General features: G+C 68.1%; 12 protein-coding genes. 3 read left to right on the top strand and 9 right to left on the bottom strand.

Going from position 1 to position 15670, the window contains the following annotated elements; all coding sequences use genetic code 11:
- Window positions 1-32: 32 nt before the first annotated feature.
- From DWG18_RS01475 to pilG, 4 genes are read right to left on the bottom strand one after another with little or no spacing between them, the layout of a single operon-like run.
- Window positions 33-2042, bottom strand: a complete 2010-nt coding sequence (locus tag DWG18_RS01475; RefSeq protein WP_240318623.1) for a methyl-accepting chemotaxis protein — start codon at window positions 2040-2042, stop codon at window positions 33-35.
- Between the two features lie 42 nt (window positions 2043-2084).
- Window positions 2085-2633: a chemotaxis protein CheW gene (locus DWG18_RS01470; protein WP_115644744.1), complete on the bottom strand. Its 549-nt coding sequence runs from the start codon at window positions 2631-2633 to the stop codon at window positions 2085-2087.
- A 1-nt stretch (window position 2634) separates the two neighbouring features.
- Window positions 2635-3000 carry a response regulator gene (locus DWG18_RS01465; RefSeq protein WP_115644742.1) on the bottom strand — a complete coding sequence of 122 codons (366 nt, stop codon included), beginning with the start codon at window positions 2998-3000 and terminating at the stop codon, window positions 2635-2637.
- Between the two features lie 19 nt (window positions 3001-3019).
- Window positions 3020-3418: a twitching motility response regulator PilG gene (gene pilG, locus DWG18_RS01460; RefSeq protein WP_115644740.1), complete on the bottom strand. Its 399-nt coding sequence runs from the start codon at window positions 3416-3418 to the stop codon at window positions 3020-3022.
- 172 nt (window positions 3419-3590) lie between these two features.
- Between pilG and gshB the strand changes: the two genes are divergently transcribed.
- Both gshB and DWG18_RS01450 read left to right on the top strand, forming a co-directional pair.
- Window positions 3591-4538 carry a glutathione synthase gene (gene gshB, locus DWG18_RS01455; RefSeq protein ID WP_115644739.1) on the top strand — a complete coding sequence of 316 codons (948 nt, stop codon included), beginning with the start codon at window positions 3591-3593 and terminating at the stop codon, window positions 4536-4538.
- 4 nt (window positions 4539-4542) lie between these two features.
- Complete coding sequence (locus tag DWG18_RS01450) at window positions 4543-5421, top strand: TonB family protein (protein WP_115644738.1); 879 nt, start codon at window positions 4543-4545, stop codon at window positions 5419-5421.
- Between the two features lie 42 nt (window positions 5422-5463).
- Here the strand turns inward: DWG18_RS01450 and tsaB are convergent, their stop codons facing one another.
- Genes tsaB through mrcB form a run of 4 tightly spaced genes read right to left on the bottom strand, consistent with a single transcriptional unit; the run spans window position 5464 to window position 11224 of the window.
- Window positions 5464-6168: a tRNA (adenosine(37)-N6)-threonylcarbamoyltransferase complex dimerization subunit type 1 TsaB gene (gene tsaB, locus DWG18_RS01445; protein WP_115644737.1), complete on the bottom strand. Its 705-nt coding sequence runs from the start codon at window positions 6166-6168 to the stop codon at window positions 5464-5466.
- Between the two features lie 19 nt (window positions 6169-6187).
- On the bottom strand, window positions 6188-8236 hold the full coding sequence (locus DWG18_RS01440) for an ATP-dependent DNA helicase (protein ID WP_115644736.1): 2049 nt from the start codon (window positions 8234-8236) through the stop codon (window positions 6188-6190).
- 1 nt (window position 8237) lies between these two features.
- A complete protein-coding gene (locus DWG18_RS01435) occupies window positions 8238-8759 on the bottom strand; it encodes a hypothetical protein (RefSeq protein ID WP_115644735.1) in 522 nt (173 codons plus the stop codon).
- On the bottom strand, window positions 8756-11224 hold the full coding sequence (mrcB, locus tag DWG18_RS01430; protein ID WP_115644734.1) for a penicillin-binding protein 1B: 2469 nt from the start codon (window positions 11222-11224) through the stop codon (window positions 8756-8758). The genes DWG18_RS01435 and mrcB overlap by 4 nt, the downstream gene beginning before the upstream one ends.
- Window positions 11225-11356: 132 nt before the next feature.
- Here mrcB and DWG18_RS01425 point away from each other — a divergent pair, with 132 nt between their 5' ends.
- The gene (locus tag DWG18_RS01425; protein WP_115644733.1) at window positions 11357-13447 is read left to right on the top strand and encodes a glycosyltransferase; all 2091 of its coding nucleotides are present in this window, start codon (window positions 11357-11359) and stop codon (window positions 13445-13447) included.
- On the opposite strand, the gene DWG18_RS01420 is transcribed toward DWG18_RS01425, so the two are convergent.
- On the bottom strand, window positions 13448-15616 hold the full coding sequence (locus DWG18_RS01420) for a bifunctional (p)ppGpp synthetase/guanosine-3',5'-bis(diphosphate) 3'-pyrophosphohydrolase (protein ID WP_115644732.1): 2169 nt from the start codon (window positions 15614-15616) through the stop codon (window positions 13448-13450).
- Between the last annotated feature and the right edge of the window lie 54 nt (window positions 15617-15670).

Here is a 15670-nt window from a genome sequence, read left to right as displayed (position 1 = left end):
CAAAGTCATTTCTTCGGGTGGTCCGTTCGCGATCAGGCCGGGAGCTTGAAGTCGGCGACCGAACGACGCAGGTCGGCCGCCAGCTGCGCGAGGTTTCCAATCGACGCCGCCGTCTGACTCGCACCCTGCGAGGTCTGCGCCGTAATCGACTGAATCGAGGTCATCGTCTGGGTGATGCTCGACGCGGCGAACGACTGCTGCTGTGCCGCCGTCGAGATGCCCTGAATGAGGTTCGACAGGTCGGTCGAAACCTTTTCGATCTCGCCCAGCGCGGTACCCGCGTCTTCCGCGAGGCGTGCACCGGCGACGACTTCCGAGGTCGTCTGTTCCATCGACGACACCGCTTCGTTGGTATCGCTCTGAATCGTCTGGACCAGCGTTTCGATTCGCTTCGTCGCGTTCGATGCGCGTTCTGCGAGGCGCTGCACTTCGTCGGCGACGACCGCGAAGCCGCGGCCCGCTTCACCGGCCGAAGCCGCCTGAATTGCCGCGTTCAGCGCGAGGATGTTCGTCTGTTCCGAGATGTCGTTAATCAGTTCAACGATCGAGCCGATTTCCTGCGACGACTCGCCGAGGCGCTTGATTCGCTTCGAGGTTTCCTGGATCTGGTCACGGATCGAGTCCATGCCCTGAATCGTCTGACGCACGACGCCGGCGCCCTTCGTCGCGATCTGCACCGAGCGCTGCGCCACCTCCGCGGACTCCGCGGAGTTCTTCGAAACCTGGTCGATGCTCGCCGCGATTTCGTTGATGCGTTCCGAGGCCGAGCCGATCTCCTGCGCCTGGTGCTCCGCGGCTTCCGCGAGCTGCATGGCGGTGGCCTGCGTCTCCTGCGCGCTCGCCGCGACCTGCACCGACGTATCGGTAATGGTCTGCACGAGGCTGCGCAGCTGTTCGACTGCAAAGTTGATCGAGTCCGCGATCGCGCCGGTCATGTCTTCCGTGACCGTCGCCTTCACCGTCAGGTCGCCTTCTGCGAGCGAACCCATCTCGTCCAGCAGGCGCATGATGGCCTCCTGGTTACGGTCGTTGAGTTCCTTCGTGGCCTGGTAGCGGCTCTGCTGCTGCTTGTTGAGGGCGTAGAGCAGGCCGAGCAGCGAGAGGATCGTCAGCACACCCGCGACGATCGAGATCCAGATGTTGCCCAGCAGGCTGGTGTCCTTGATCGAACCGATCGAGGTGAACGCGCCGAACAGCTTCTGCGACGCATCGAGCATCTGGCCCGAATTCTTGGTGATCTCGTCGGCCGCGCGCTGCGCGCCGATGAGGTTGCGGGAGCTCGCCGTGATCGCGTCGAGGTCCTTCTTCATCACCGCCCACTGCTGTTCGACCTGGCCGAGCTGGGCCACCGCCGGACCCGACGTCAGCGGCAGGATGCGGTTGGCGTCGTCGCCCTTGCGCAGGCCGGCGAGCACCGTCGAGAAGAGGTTGGCGTCGCGGCCGAGCGCGTCACCGGCGACCTGCGCACCCTGGCCGCCGCTGCGGATTTCCGCGATGCGGCGGGCCATGGTTCCGGAAACGACGACCTGGCGCAGTGCGATGTAGACCTGCGACGAGGGCGAGCCCGAGGCCGACATCGCGCGGACGAGTTCGTCGAGCGAGGCCTGGAAGTTCGGCAGGCTCTGGTTGAACTTGTCGGCGTGGCCGGCCAGTTCGACGATCGCCTGTTCCGACTGCAGCACCGTGTCCGCGTTCTTGCCGATCGGTGCCCACGTCGACGCGACGTTGCTGATCGCGCTGCCGGCGCGGCTGTCATCGCCGTAGGTGGTCTGCAGGTTCTTGATGTCGTCTTCGATGCGCGCCTTGGTATCGCGGAAGGCCTTGAACGCCTCCGCATTACCACCGACGGCCTCGGTGCCGCGCACCGCGAGCTGCTGCGAGAGCACCTGCAGTTCCGAGGCCGACGAGCTCGCGCCGCTGAGGCGACCGGCCTTGTACGACGCGTAACCGACGTTGGCGCCCAGCACGACCAGCGAGACGATCAGCGCCGTGACCCAGGTGTTGACTTTGATGTCACGGCCTTTGCCGGCGACGTTATCCATCGTGGTGCTCATGGTTGAACCTCAGGTCTTCGTGCTGGGCCGTCAGGCGGCGGCTTGTCGGAATTCGGGAGTACGGGCGAGGCGGTCGAGGCTGAAGACAGCCCAGTCGTGCTCGCCCAGGTGGTAGGCGCGGTCGATGAAGTGCGCGTAGCGGCCCTGCGCGAACGGTTCGAGCGCCTCGTCGTCGAGCATCTGCTCTTCGACGAACGAACGCTGGCCGAACAGTTCGTCCACCAGCACGGCGACGTCGCCGCCGCCCTGGCGAACGAGCAGCACGCGCATGCTTTCGTGCAGCACGGTGCGCTCGCCCTCGAGGAACTGCTTCATGTCGACGATCGGCAGCAGCTGGCCGCGCACGTTGGCGACGCCGAGCATCCAAGGCTGCGTGCCGGGCACCGGCGTGATCTGCGGGACGGTCAGGATTTCGCGCACCTCGCCGAACTCGGAGGCGAGGCGGCGCGAGCCGATGCGATAGCCGACCCCGCGCCACAGACCGGGCGCGTCGAGCTGTTCCGGCAGGCCCGCGACGTGCGCGAGCGAGCGGCGCTCGTAGTCGACGAGCACGTCGAACGGGCTCATCGCGAGGTTCATGTCAGGCGCCCAGCAGTTCGTTGATGCGCGCGATGAGTTCATCCTCGCGCGGCGGCTTCACGATGTAGTCCTTGGCGCCCTGACGCAGGCCCCAGGCACGATCGGTGTCCATGCCCTTGGTGCTGACGATCAGCACCGGGATGGTCTTGGTCTCGGCGTCGCGCGATAGCGCGCGCGTGGCCTGGAAGCCGTTCATGCCGGGCAGGACCACGTCCATGAGGACGAGGTCCGGACGTTCGCGGCGGCAGGTCTCGATGCCGTCCTCGGCGCTGACCGAAGTCATCACCTGGTGGCCGTTGCGTTCGAGGAGCTGGGTCATGACCGCCGACTCGGTCGGCGAGTCTTCGATCAGAAGAATACGTGCCATTGGTGCCCTTCCCCCCCGGTCAGGCGTTGACGTGCTTGCGGATCGCGTCGAGCAGTTCTTCGCGGGTGAACGGTTTGGTCAGGTACTGCTCCGAACCGACGATGCGGCCGCGCGCCTTGTCGAACAGGCCGTCCTTCGAGGACAGCATGATCACGGGCGTCGACTTGAAACTCTGGTTGTTCTTGATGAGCGCGCAGGTCTGGTAACCGTCCAGGCGCGGCATCATCACGTCCACGAAAATGATCTGCGGGTTCTGGTCGGCGATCTTCGCCAACGCTTCAAAGCCGTCCGAGGCGGTCACCACGTCACAGCCCTCGCGCTTGAGCAGCGTCTCGGCCGTGCGTCGAATGGTCTTCGAGTCGTCGATGACCATGACCTTGAGGCCGCCCAGGCTGCCGTTGCGGGCGTCATCCTGCATTCGTAAATCCCCCGGCGCCACGTCTGGTGGCGCGTAAAGCCTTTATTTCAAGCCCTGCGAGGGCTGTCAAGCAGGCAATTTTCGTCACAACGAAACTGACGAACTGGACACTTTTGGTCAGGCCCGGCCCGACCCGCTGCTACCATCGGCAGTCCCGACCGCGGCTTGAACCATGCCCCTCGACATCGTCGTCGTGATGGACCCGATCGGCTCCATCAAGATCGCCAAGGATTCGACCTTCGCGATGCTGCTGGAAGCCCAGCGCCGCGGCCACCGGCTGTTGTACGTGATGCCGGGCGGCCTGTCGGTCCACGATGGTCGCGCGATGGCGCGCGTTTCGGTGTTGCACGTCGTCGACGATCCGCGCGGGTGGTTCGAACTGGGAGATGCATCACAGGTTGAGCTGGGTACGGGTCACGTCGTCCTGATGCGCAAGGACCCGCCGGTCGACGCCAACTACCTGCACGACACCCAGGTACTCGGCCTGGCGCAGCGCGCGGGCGCGCTGGTGGTCAACGACCCGCGCGGCCTGCGCGACATGAACGAGAAGCTGACCGCGCTGGAATTCCCGCAGTGCTGCCCGCCGACGCTGGTCAGCCGCCACGCCGCCGAGCTCAAGGCCTTCATCGCCCACCACGGCGAGGCGGTGCTGAAGACGCTGGACGGCATGGGCGGACGCTCGATCTTCCGCGCGCGCCACGGCGACCCGAACACCAACGTCATCCTCGAGACGCTGACCGAGAGCGGCCAGCATTTCGCGATGGCGCAGCGCTACATCCCCGAGATCACCGACGGCGACAAGCGCATCCTGCTGGTCGACGGCGTGCCGGTGGACTACTGCCTCGCGCGTATCCCGCAGGGCGACGAGTTCCGCGGCAACCTCGCGGCCGGCGGTCGTGGTGAAGGCCGCCCACTGAGTGACCGCGATCGCTGGATCGCGGCGCAGGTCGGCCCGGAGATGAAGGCGCGCGGCATGCTGTTCGTCGGCCTCGACGTGATCGGCGACTACCTCACCGAAGTCAACGTGACCAGCCCGACCTGCATCCGCGAACTCGATGCGCAGTTCGGCGTCAACATCGCCGGCCTGCTGTTCGACGCCATCGAGGCGAAGGTCCGCTGAGCGCATGACCACGCTCGGCCCTGCGCATGATCCGCCGCTGATCGAGACGCATCGGCTCGGCTGGACGATGGCGGTCTCGCTGGGCGTGCACCTGTTCGTGATCTTCGCGATCGGGTTCGCGCCGGAAAAGGCCGCACCGGTCGTGCCCACGCTCGATGTCATCTTCACCGAGACGCAGAGCGCGCTGACGCCGAAGCAGGCGGACTTCCTCGCGCAGGCGAACAACCAGGGCGGCGGCGAGCACGAGAAGACTTCACGACCGCACGAAGCGCAGAGCGGTGCGTCGCCACAGCCCGAACCCGGTGTCGCGCCGCGCGAACTGCGCGCGCAGTCGCCCGCACCCGCACCGCCGCCGAAGGCGCGCATCGTCAGCAGCACCCGCGGCCCGGCGGTGATGCCGCAGGCGCAGATCAATCCGACGCCGACCGAAGTGCCTGCACCCGTTGGGGCGGAACGCATCGAACGCGACGAGCGCATGGCGCGGCTCGCCGCGGAAATCCAGCTGCGCTCGGTGCGCTACGCCAAGCGCCCGAAGCGAAAGTTCGTGTCCGCGAGCACGCAGGAATATGTGTGGGCGACGTATCTGCGCGACTGGGTGGATCGCGTCGAGCGCGTCGGCAACCTCAACTACCCCGACGAGATCCGCCGTCATCACCTGTCGGGACAGGTCGTCATCACGATCGCGATCCGTCGCAACGGCAGCGTCGAACGCACCGACATCGTGCAGTCGAGCGGCATTCCCGCGCTCGACCAGGCCGCCACGCGCATCGCGCGCCTCGCCGAACCCTATGCGCCGCTGCCGCGCACCAAAGAAGATCCGGACATCCTGCACGTCACGCGTACGTGGTGGTTCCGTCCGGAAGGGCGAATGGTCGACGACTGAGTCCGCTCGGCGCGTTCGCGTAACGACGCGAACGTGCGCGTGTCATTTACGCGAATCGCGGAGCGCCTGCTGTTCGAGCAGCGTCAGCGCCACGTTGTTGCGCAGGTAGGCGGGCTCGACGCGTTCGGGTGCGATCGCGCCGCCACGCTCGAAGCTGCGCAGCGCCAGGCGTGCGATGTCGGCGGCGTGCGGAAGTGCGGCAGCATCGACCGCAACGAGTTGCGACGCGAAGCGGGTGGCCAGCGCGCGTTCCTGCGCGGCGAAACCGGTACCGACACCGCGCCAGTCGGCGCCGTCGATCACGACATCAGCGGCTGTGAGCAACTGTTCTTCGCCGAGCAGCTCCAGATCACCATCGAGCGCGCGATACCGTGCGACGTACAGTTCGTTCATGCGCGCATCGATCGCCGCGAGCACGCACGCGCTGGGATTTGCGCGCACTGCGGGCAACGCGAGCGCAGCGAGGGTCGACACCGGCACCAGCGGTCGATCGAGTCCGAGTGCGACGCCCTGCGCGATCGCGATCGCAAGGCGCACGCCGGTGAACGCACCCGGGCCGCGACCGACCGCGATCGCATCGAGCTGCGCGCGCGCGATCCCGGCCTCGGCGAGCAGCGCATCCGCCCACGGCAGCGCGAGCTCGGCATGACGACGCGGCGCAATCTCGTAACGCTCGACGATCTCGCCGTCGATCGCGAGCGCGACGGAGCAGGCTTCGGTAGCGGTTTCGAAGGCGAGCAGTTTCATGGCGTGAATGGTCGCAGCTTCAGGCGATGCCGAGCAGGGGGTGTTGCGACGACGCGCCCTCGCCGGCTTCGGAAGGCCCGAAGAACGCCTGCACGTGGGCCACGCTGCGGGTCTTGGGGAAAGGCGGCAGCGAATTGAAGAAAACGCCGCCGTACTGCTTGGTCACGAGGCGCGGATCGCAAAGCACGAGGACGCCGCGGTCCGTTTCGGTGCGGATCAGCCGGCCGACGCCCTGCTTCAGCGCGATTACCGCCTGCGGCAGCTGTTCGTCGCGGAATGGATTGCCGCCGTTGCGGCGGATCGCGTCGAGGCGCGCTTCGAACACCGGATCATCCGGCGCGGCGAACGGCAGTTTGTCGATGACGACCACGCTGAGCGCGTCGCCGGCGACGTCGACGCCTTCGCGGAAACTCGCAGCGCCGAGGAGCACACCGTTGCCGGATGCGCGGAAACGCTCGAGGAGGATCGAGCGCGGCGCCTCGCCCTGCACGAACAGTGGCCACGGACCGTCCTTCAACAGTTCGGCCGCCTCGCGTAGCGCGCGATGCGAAGCGAACAGCAGGAACGCGCGTCCACCCGAGGCTTCAAGTACCGGCCGCACGGCATCGACCACGGCGCTCGTGTAGTCGCGCGCTGCCGGTTCCGGCAGATTCTTCGGTACGTAGCAGAGTGCCCGCGTGTTCCAGTCGAACGGGCTCGGCGCCAGCATCGTCTGCGGCTGCCACAGGCCCAGCTTGATCGAGAAGTGCTCGAAACGACCACCGACCGCGAGCGTCGCGGACGTGAAAATCCACGCGGCCTGCGTGCGTGCGCGGTGCTGCGCGAGGGGGCCAGCGACGTCGAGCGGCGTGCGTGCCAGACGGAAGCCGCGCGCGGTCAGTTCGTACCAGAGCACGCTGCCGTCGTTGCGGTGCTTCTTCGACGGATCTTCGTCGTTCGAGTCTTCGTCATCCGCGGCGTCGACGTCGACCGCATCGTGGTCCGCCTCGTTGCGCCAGCGCGACAGGCGCTCGCGGAACTCGTTCGCACGCGCGAGGCAACTGTCGAAACCGGGCGAGCCCGCGCACAGCGGGCGCAGCGCGTCCTGCATCGTGGCGAGTGCATCGTCCAACGCGTCGAACGCCGCTTCGACTGCCGGCACTTCATGCGCGCGCCGGCGCGTGCCGCGCACGGGCAGCTCGTCCATCGCGCTGCGCAGTTGACGCACGCGCAATTCGAGATCGCTCGCCGGCGCCTGGATCGTCGCGATCGCGCCCGTCACCTGCCGGCACTCGAGCAGCGCATCGCGCGCGAGTTCCACCAGCGGGCGCGCGCTCAGCGACTCGCCGAAGAACTGCGCGGCGAGTTCGGGCAGCTGATGGGCTTCGTCGATCACGAACGCTTCGGCGCCCGGCAGGATTTCGCCGAAGCCTTCCTGCTTGAGCGCGAGATCGGCGAGCAGCAGGTGGTGATTCACGACCACGACGTCCGCCGCCTGCGCGCGCTGGCGCGCCGCGACGACGAAGCAATCGGCATAGAACGGGCATTCGGTGCCGAGGCAGTTTTCCGCGGTACTCGTCACCAGCGCATGCAGCGGCGAATCTTCGGGAAGATCCTCAAGTTCGGCCAGATCGCCCATGCGCGTGCGCCCGGACCAGGCGACGATGCGCTGGAACTGCGCGACCTGCTCGCGACTGCTGAAACGCGGCTCCCCCTGCGCCTGCCGCATACGGTAGTGGCAAAGATAATTCGCACGACCCTTCAGCAGCGCGCTGGTGTGGCCAACGCCGAGCGCATTGCGCACGCGCGGAAGGTCACGGTGATAAAGCTGGTCCTGCAGCGCGCGCGTGCCGGTCGAGATGATGGTCTTCTTGCCCGACAGCAGTGCGGGCACGAGATAGGCGAACGTCTTGCCGGTGCCGGTACCGGCTTCGGCCAGCAACGTCCCACGCGCGTCGAACGCCTCGGCGATCGCCGCGGAGAGGTCCTGCTGCGCGGGGCGCGCACGGAAACTCGCAATCTCCGACGCCAGCAGCCCGCCATCGGCGAGCGCCGCGCGGCTCGCATCGGCCAGGCGGTTGGACGTCATCTCAGTACCGCGGCGGCGGCTTCACCGTGCAGGCGTCGCGCTGCTTCGCGAAGTCCATGGCACGCGGGCCGGCACCGGCATCGCCCGCGGCACCGCGCAGGCCTTCGACCTGCACCAGCATTTCCAGCGTGCGACGGCACAGCGGGCCGACCGTGGGCCCAGCGGCATGCGCGCGCCGGGCGAAATCGAAAGCGGCGTCGATATGACGTTCGAGCAGCGCGACTTCCGCGCGCTCCTGCAACACCGCAGGATCCTGTGGACGCTCGGCAAGCGCTCGATCGAGTGCCGCCGCGGCCTCCGCAATACGCCCGGCCTGCTCGTCGCGCTGCGCCTGTTGGCGCAGGTCGGCGACCAGCGGATCCTGCGGCGGATGCACTTCCACTTCGGTCGCGACGGGTTTGCCCGATGCACGCACGCCCGCGACGATCGCTGCTGCGTCGTACGACGGTGCGGGCGGCGCAGGCGGTGGCGCCGTCGCGCAGCCGACCAGCATCAGCACCGCAATGAGCGACGCGCGCTTCATCGACCGTTGCCCGCCGGCGCCGGCGGTGCGGGCGGGGCGTCCGCCGGCGGCGGAACACGCTTAGCCGGATCGGGTTCGTTCGACTTGTTGCGACCGAACAGCGAATCCCAGAAGCCGCCACCGCTGTCCTGCTGCGCGTCGGTGGCTTCCTGGCTGACGTCCGAGGGCGCGTTCGGCGAGCCGTAGGGGCAAGGCACGCGACCTGGCGCGTAACCCGGCACGAACGGGAAACGCTCCGAACCCGGGCAACCGGGGTCGGTGGTGTTGCTGCCCGCGACCCACTCCCAGTCGAGGCCGTCGTCGGGCACGTGCAGTGGCGCGGACGGCAGGCGCGCGAACAGTGACGACCATACGCGCATCGCGCCGGTCGCACCGTACAGGCCCGTCATCTTGTTCTGGTCGTTGCCGACCCAGATCACTGCGAGGTGGTCACCCGTGAAACCGGCGAACCAGCTGTCGCGACCGTCGTTCGAGGTACCGGTCTTGCCCGCCGGCGACAGATTGCCGCGGCCATCGGCGATCAGCGGACGCGCCGTGCCCCGATTGACGACCTGCTGCATCGCGTACGTCACCAGCTTCGCGGCAGTCGCATCGCCCGGCTGCGCGGGCGCCGACGGCTTGTCGTAGCGATTCAGCGCGCGACCGTTGGCGTCGAGCACGCCGCGCACCGCGCGCAAGGGCTGGATCTGCCCCCCCGAAGCGAGGAACTGGTAGAGCTGCGCCATCGCATACGGGCTCTCGTCGACCGCACCGAGGATCAGCGACGGATTGACGTTGCCCGCGATCTCGATGCCCGCCAGCGTGCGAATGAGATCGGCCAGACGCTGCGGCCCGACCTGCATGCCGACGCGTACCGTCGCCTGGTTCATCGACAGCGCGAGCGCATCGACCACCCGCACGGTGCCATGGCTTCGACCATCCGAATTGCCCGGCGACCACGGTTTGCTGCCGGGGATCTTCACCGTGATCGGCGCGTCCACGACATAACTCGACAGCGACCACTTCGAAGGTTCGGCCAGTGCGAGCAAGTACACGAACGGCTTGAGCAGCGAACCGACCGGACGCTGCGCTTCCACCGCACGATTGAAGCCGTGTTCGGTGAATTCGCGCGCACCGACCGCCGCGACGACTTCGCCGCGATGCACGTCGGTGACGACGACACCCGCTTCGAGCTCCGGACGCTTCGGCGTCTGCAGGCTCTTCAACGTCTTCGTCACCGCGCCTTCGGCGTACGCCTGCGCAGACGGCGACATCGCCGTCATGACGCTGAGACCCGCGCCGACGAGGCCTTCCGACGGGAAGTCGCGCGCGAGCTGGCGACGCACCAGGTCGACATAGGCCGGGAAGCGATTGGGCGCAAGACTTGTCGGATTCGACGTGACGCCGAGCGGCGCCTTCGAGGCGCGGTCGTGCTCGGCCTGCGTGATCAGTTGCGTCTCGAGCATCTTGTCGAGCACGAAGTTGCGGCGTTCCAGCGCGCGATCGGCGTGCACGCGCGGGTCGTAATACGACGGGCCGCGCACGATGCCGATCAGCAGCGCGATCTGCTCGGTGCTGAGGTCGTTGAGGTCGCGGCCGAACCAGAACTCCGAGCCCGCCGCCACTCCGCGGATCGCCTGCGAGCCGTGCTGGCCCAGGTAGACCTGATTGAAGTAGGCCTCGAGGATCACGCTCTTGTCGTAACGCGCGTCGATCAGCAGCGCGTAGATGATTTCCTTGAACTTGCGGGTGAACGTCTGCTCCTGGCCGATGCCGAGCAGGCCCGATCGCGCAAGCTGCTGCGTCAGCGTGCTCGCACCCTGGCGCTTCTCGCCGCTGCGCAGGTTGACCAGCACCGCGCGCGCGAGGCCGGTGAAGTCGATGCCGATGTGATGGTTGAAGTCGCGGTCCTCGACCGCCTGCAGCCCGGTGACGAGCAGGTCCGGCACTTCGTTGATCCGGACCAGGCGACGCTCTTCCTGCTTCTGGCCGTACAGCGTCGCGATGCGCGCGGGATCGAGGCGATGCGCGCGCAGCGTGCGATGCAACGCCGGGTCGCGCACGCTCATCACCTTGCCGCCCGACAGGATGACCTCGACGCGACGCGCGGGCACTTGGCCGTCGACGTCCGCAAAGCCACGCGACGCGATCGTCCAGCGCCCGCCCTGCTGGGTGTACGTGCCCTCGCGAACGCCGTCGCCGGGGCGATAGGCCGCGGCGTCGAGTTCGGTCTTGAGCGTGGCCGCGTCCATGACGAGGCCGGGCTCCACTTCCAGCGGTCGCGCATACACGCGCGTCGGCAGCTGCCAGCGCAACTGGCCGAAGCGCTGCCCCACCTCGTGGTTCAGATAGGTGACGTAGGGAATCAGGAAGCCCAGCGCGAGGCCGATGAGCACCAGCGCGATGGTGAACAGGCGGCGGCGCCAGCCGGGCTGGCCGCCGGTGTCGGCGGTGTCGTCGTCTTCGTCGTAATCGATTCGGGCCACGGAATGCGAGAATGAAGGGCCTGGCGCCCGCCTGCCGCGAGTCTAGCGCAGGCGCCCGACGCCACCGTTCGCGCCCGCGGCGCGGTTCACGCACAGTTGGAGCCTGCTCCGGATGAGGAATCGCGCAAGCCGATGAGTTGGGACGGACTGCGCTTTTCGCTCGTACGCGCGATGGGGCTGGCACGGCGCGCCAGCACCAGCCTGCGCCAGCGCGGCCTCGCCTCGACGCTTCGCCGCATCGGCGACCACGTGCGGCCGACGCCGCGTCCGCGGTCCACAGCGCTCTACTACCCGGCGTCCCGCCCCTTTGCGCCGTTCGCGCTGGCCACCAGCGACGCCCCACGGGCCAGCATCGTCATCCCGGTCTTCAACCAGGTCGAGCACACGCTCACCTGCCTGCGCGCGCTCGCCGAACACCCGCCGTCCACACCCCACGAAGTGGTCGTGGTCGACGACGCGTCGAGCGATGCCACCGCGACGCTGATGCCGCAGATCACCGGCCTGCGTCATGTGCGACGCGCGGCGAACGGCGGTTTCATCGACGCCTGCAACGACGGCGCGTCCGTCGCGCGCGGCGACGTGCTCGTCTTCCTCAACAACGACACTGTTCCGCAGCCGGGCTGGCTCGAGGCATTGCTGTCCACGTTCGACACCCATCCCGACACCGGCATCGTGGGCGCGAAGCTGGTTTATCCGGACGGGCGCCTGCAGGAAGCCGGGGGAATCGTGTTCGCCGACGGCAGCGCGTGGAACTACGGGCGATTTGAGGAACCTCGCGATCCGCGCTTCGAGGTCATGCGCGAAACCGACTACGTATCCGGCGCAGCACTGTCGATCCCCCGCGCGCTGTTCGCCGCCATCGGCGGTTTCGACGTCCGCTATCGCCCTGCGTATTTCGAAGACACCGACCTCGCCTTCGCGGTGCGTGCGCAGGGCCGCGCGGTGCGCTATCAGCCGGCATCGGTCGTCTTGCACTGCGAGGGCGTAACCGCGGGCACCGACCTGCGGCGCGGCATGAAGGCGTACCAGATCGCAAACCAATCGAAGTTCGCGGAGAAGTGGCGCAATGCGCTCGCGTCGCAGCCGGCACCGGGCGGCAATCCCGACGTTGCTGCATTCGGTCGCGGACGGGCGGTGGTCGTCGTCGACGAATACCTGCCGGATCCCCAGCGCGATTCGGGTTCACTGCGCCTCGTGAACCTCATGCGCCTGATGCTCGACGCGGGCGCGCATGTCGCGTTCGTGCAGATCGGTCCCGGTCATGACGATACTGCCTTGGCGCGACTGCGCGCGCTTGGTGTCGAGGCGTGGGATACCGCGTCCACGGGCGGCATCGCGGCGTGGCTGCGTCGTCATGGGCATCGCTTCGACACCGCATGGCTGTGCCGCCACCCGGTCGCACGGTCCGTGCTGCCGATCGTGCGCAAGGCGATGCCGGGTGCGCGCGTCGTCTTCGACACGGTCGACCTGCACTTCCTGCGCGAAAAGCGTGCGGCGGAACTGGCGAACGACTCGATCGCACTTCGTGCCGCCGAACGCACGCGTGCGGCGGAGCTCGACGTGATCGGCCGCAGCGACGTCACGCTGGTGGTCAGCTCGGTCGAGCGCGATCTGCTGCGCGTGGAAGCCGCGGGCGCCACCATCGAAGTCGTATCGAACGTGCACGACGTGGCCGGCGCCGGTGGGTCGTTCGCAGAGCGCCACGACCTCGTGTTCGTCGGCGGCTTCCGACACCCGCCGAATGTCGACGCGGTGATGTGGTTCGCGCGCGAGGTGTGGCCGCTGCTGCGCACGCGACGCGGAGATCTGGTTTTCCACTGCATTGGCGCCGATGCACCCGCGGAAATTGCCGCGCTCGCCAGCATCGACGGCATTCAGCTACACGGTCACGTGCCGGAACTCGCGCCGTTCATGGACAACGTGCGGCTGTCGATCGCGCCCCTGCGTTTCGGGGCCGGCGTGAAGGGCAAGGTCAACCTGAGCATGGCGCACGGCCAACCGGTGGTCGCGACCTCTTGCGCGGTGGAAGGCATGCACCTGCGCGACGGCGAGGACGTCCTGGTTGCCGATACGCCGCAGGCGTTCGCCGATGCCGTGCTGCGCGCCTACGAAGACGAGGCGCTGTGGAATCGCCTGTCCACAAATGGTCTCGAGAACGTGCGTCGCCACTTTTCCGCCGACGCCGCACGCGACGCGGTGCGTCGCGCGCTGAAGCTCGACTGATCAGGCGCGGCGGGCCTGCTCCACGCCCGGCAGCGCCGAAAGCTTGCCGAGCACCGTCGACAGCTGGCCGTAGTCGGCAACGCGCAGGCGAAGCCGCAGCGTGACCCGCGCGCCACCGCGATCGTGTTCGGTGTTGAGGCTGCTGACACCGACGCCGTTCTGCGCGACGACGTTCGTGACCTCCTTCAACAGCCACTTGCGGTCGATCGCCACGAGTTCGACATCGACATCGTACGAACTGCCGGCGCGCCGCCACTCCACCGGCAACACGCGTTGCGGTTGCGCCGCGGCGAGGCGCTCGAACGCCGCACAGTCGGGCCGATGCACGCTGACGCCGCGCGCCTTGGTGAGGTAGCCGACGATCCCCTCCCCCGGCAGCGGCTGGCAGCAGCGCGCAAGCTGCACGAGCAGGTTGCCCACGCCTTCGACCGTAAACTCGCCGTCGCGACTCCGCGGCTTGTGACGCTCCGGTGCGACGATCGTGGAAGGGGCGACCGGCATCGCCGCGTCCCGCGCCGCGCGTTCGTGCTCAAGCAGCGCGCGTCCGACCTGATGCGGGCCGACGTCGCCGAGCGCGACCAGCACGTACAGGTCGTCGTCGCTCTCTGCGTGGAAGCGCTCACGTGCCGGCGCGAGGTCGGCATTCAACATCGACAGCCGGCGCAGTTCCTTTTCGAGCATGTCGCGACCGGCCTGCTCGTTGCGTTCGCGATCGAGGCGGTTGAACCAGGTGCGCACCTTCTCGCGCGAACGCGCACTCGCGAGAAACCCGTTCGATGCGACCAGCCAGTCGCGCCGGGGCTCCGACACCTTGCCGGTGAGGATCTCGACGTGATCGCCGCTGCGCAGTTTGTGATCGAGCGGGACGATGCGGCCGTCGATCTTCGCGCCGCGGCAGCGATGCCCGACCTCCGTATGCACGTGGTAGGCGAAATCGAGCGGCGTCGCGCCCGCGGGCAGATCCACGACCTCGCCCTTCGGCGTCAGCACGTAGACGCGGTCCTCGACGAGTTCGCTGTCGAGTTCGCCGGCAAGCGCGCCCTCCTCGCCCGCGGCGTCGAGCAGGCGACGCATCCACGCGATCTTCCGTTCGAACGCGGCGGCGGCATTCGCGCTCGAACCGCCCGGCCCGCCCCCCTCCTTGTATTTCCAGTGCGCAGCGACGCCCAGCTCGGCCTGACGATGCATGTCGTGCGTGCGGATCTGCACCTCGAGCGTCTTGCCCTCCGGTCCGACGACCGCGGTGTGCAGCGAGCGGTAGTCGTTGCGCTTGGGACGCGCGATGTAGTCATCGAACTCGCTGGGAATCGGCGCCCAGGTCGCGTGCACGATGCCGAGCGCGGCGTAGCAGGCGGCCAGGTCGTCGACCAGGATTCGCACGGCGCGCAGGTCGTAAAGCTCGCTGATCGGCACGTTCTTGCGCTGCATCTTCTTCCAGATGGAATAGATGTGCTTGGGCCGGCCTGCGACATCGGCGCGAATGCCCTGCGCGTCGAGCGCGTTGCGCAGCGTCTGCTTGACGTCCTCGATGTAGCGTTCGCGCGCGACGCGCTTCTCGTCGAGCAGACGCGCGATCTGCTGGTACGTCGCCGGTTCCAGAAAGCGGAACGCGAGGTCCTCGAGTTCCCACTTCAGCTGCCAGATGCCGAGCCGGTTCGCGAGCGGCGCGTGGATGTCGCGCGTGAGTGCGGCGAGCGCGCGCTGCTCGTCCTCGGGCAGCGTGTTCGCCAGACGCAGGCGGGCGAGCTGCCGCGCGAGCAGGATCGGCACGACGCGCAGGTCGCGCACCATGGCCAGCAGCAGGCGTCGCAGACCTTCACTGCCGCGGCCGTCGGGATGGCGCGCGTGCAGGTCCGATACGGGCTCCGCGGCGTGCTGGCTCTCGACCAGCGCGGCGACGGCGGGGAAACGCGCGCCGAATCCTGCATCCAATGCGTCGGCCAGCCCGGGCCAGTCATGCACCAATGTGGCGGCGACCATGTCGCTGTCGCCGCCCAGCGTGGCCAGCGAGCCGAGCGTGGATTCGATCAGCGCCCACGCCGCGGTGCCGACGGGCGCCACCGCCGCCGATTCGAGCGCCGTCCGCAGCGGCGCCGCCAGCACCGTGGCGGCAGGGTGCGCGAGTGCGTCGGCGAGCGGATGCGTCGGCGGGGGCGACGGCGCGTTCATGCGGAGACGGGAATCGGAGCGGTCTACACTAGCCCGCATCCGCCCGGAGGAACA

Source organism: Lysobacter sp. TY2-98 (assembly GCF_003367355.1).
In the GTDB taxonomy this organism is placed as follows: Bacteria; Pseudomonadota; Gammaproteobacteria; order Xanthomonadales; family Xanthomonadaceae; genus Cognatilysobacter.
This window is presented reverse-complemented; position numbering and strand designations above follow the sequence as displayed.

Bases quoted from the DNA above. Each gene is read 5' to 3' on its own strand.
- DWG18_RS01475 (WP_240318623.1), bottom strand. From the start codon at position 2,042: ATGGATAACGTCGCCGGCAAAGGCCGTGACATCAAAGTCAACACCTGG.
- DWG18_RS01470 (WP_115644744.1), bottom strand. From the start codon at position 2,633: ATGAACCTCGCGATGAGCCCGTTCGACGTGCTCGTCGACTACGAGCGC.
- DWG18_RS01465 (WP_115644742.1), bottom strand. From the start codon at position 3,000: ATGGCACGTATTCTTCTGATCGAAGACTCGCCGACCGAGTCGGCGGTC.
- pilG (WP_115644740.1), bottom strand. From the start codon at position 3,418: ATGCAGGATGACGCCCGCAACGGCAGCCTGGGCGGCCTCAAGGTCATG.
- gshB (WP_115644739.1), top strand. From the start codon at position 3,591: ATGCCCCTCGACATCGTCGTCGTGATGGACCCGATCGGCTCCATCAAG.
- DWG18_RS01450 (WP_115644738.1), top strand. From the start codon at position 4,543: ATGACCACGCTCGGCCCTGCGCATGATCCGCCGCTGATCGAGACGCAT.
- tsaB (WP_115644737.1), bottom strand. From the start codon at position 6,168: ATGAAACTGCTCGCCTTCGAAACCGCTACCGAAGCCTGCTCCGTCGCG.
- DWG18_RS01440 (WP_115644736.1), bottom strand. From the start codon at position 8,236: ATGACGTCCAACCGCCTGGCCGATGCGAGCCGCGCGGCGCTCGCCGAT.
- DWG18_RS01435 (WP_115644735.1), bottom strand. From the start codon at position 8,759: ATGAAGCGCGCGTCGCTCATTGCGGTGCTGATGCTGGTCGGCTGCGCG.
- DWG18_RS01425 (WP_115644733.1), top strand. From the start codon at position 11,357: ATGAGTTGGGACGGACTGCGCTTTTCGCTCGTACGCGCGATGGGGCTG.
- DWG18_RS01420 (WP_115644732.1), bottom strand. From the start codon at position 15,616: ATGAACGCGCCGTCGCCCCCGCCGACGCATCCGCTCGCCGACGCACTC.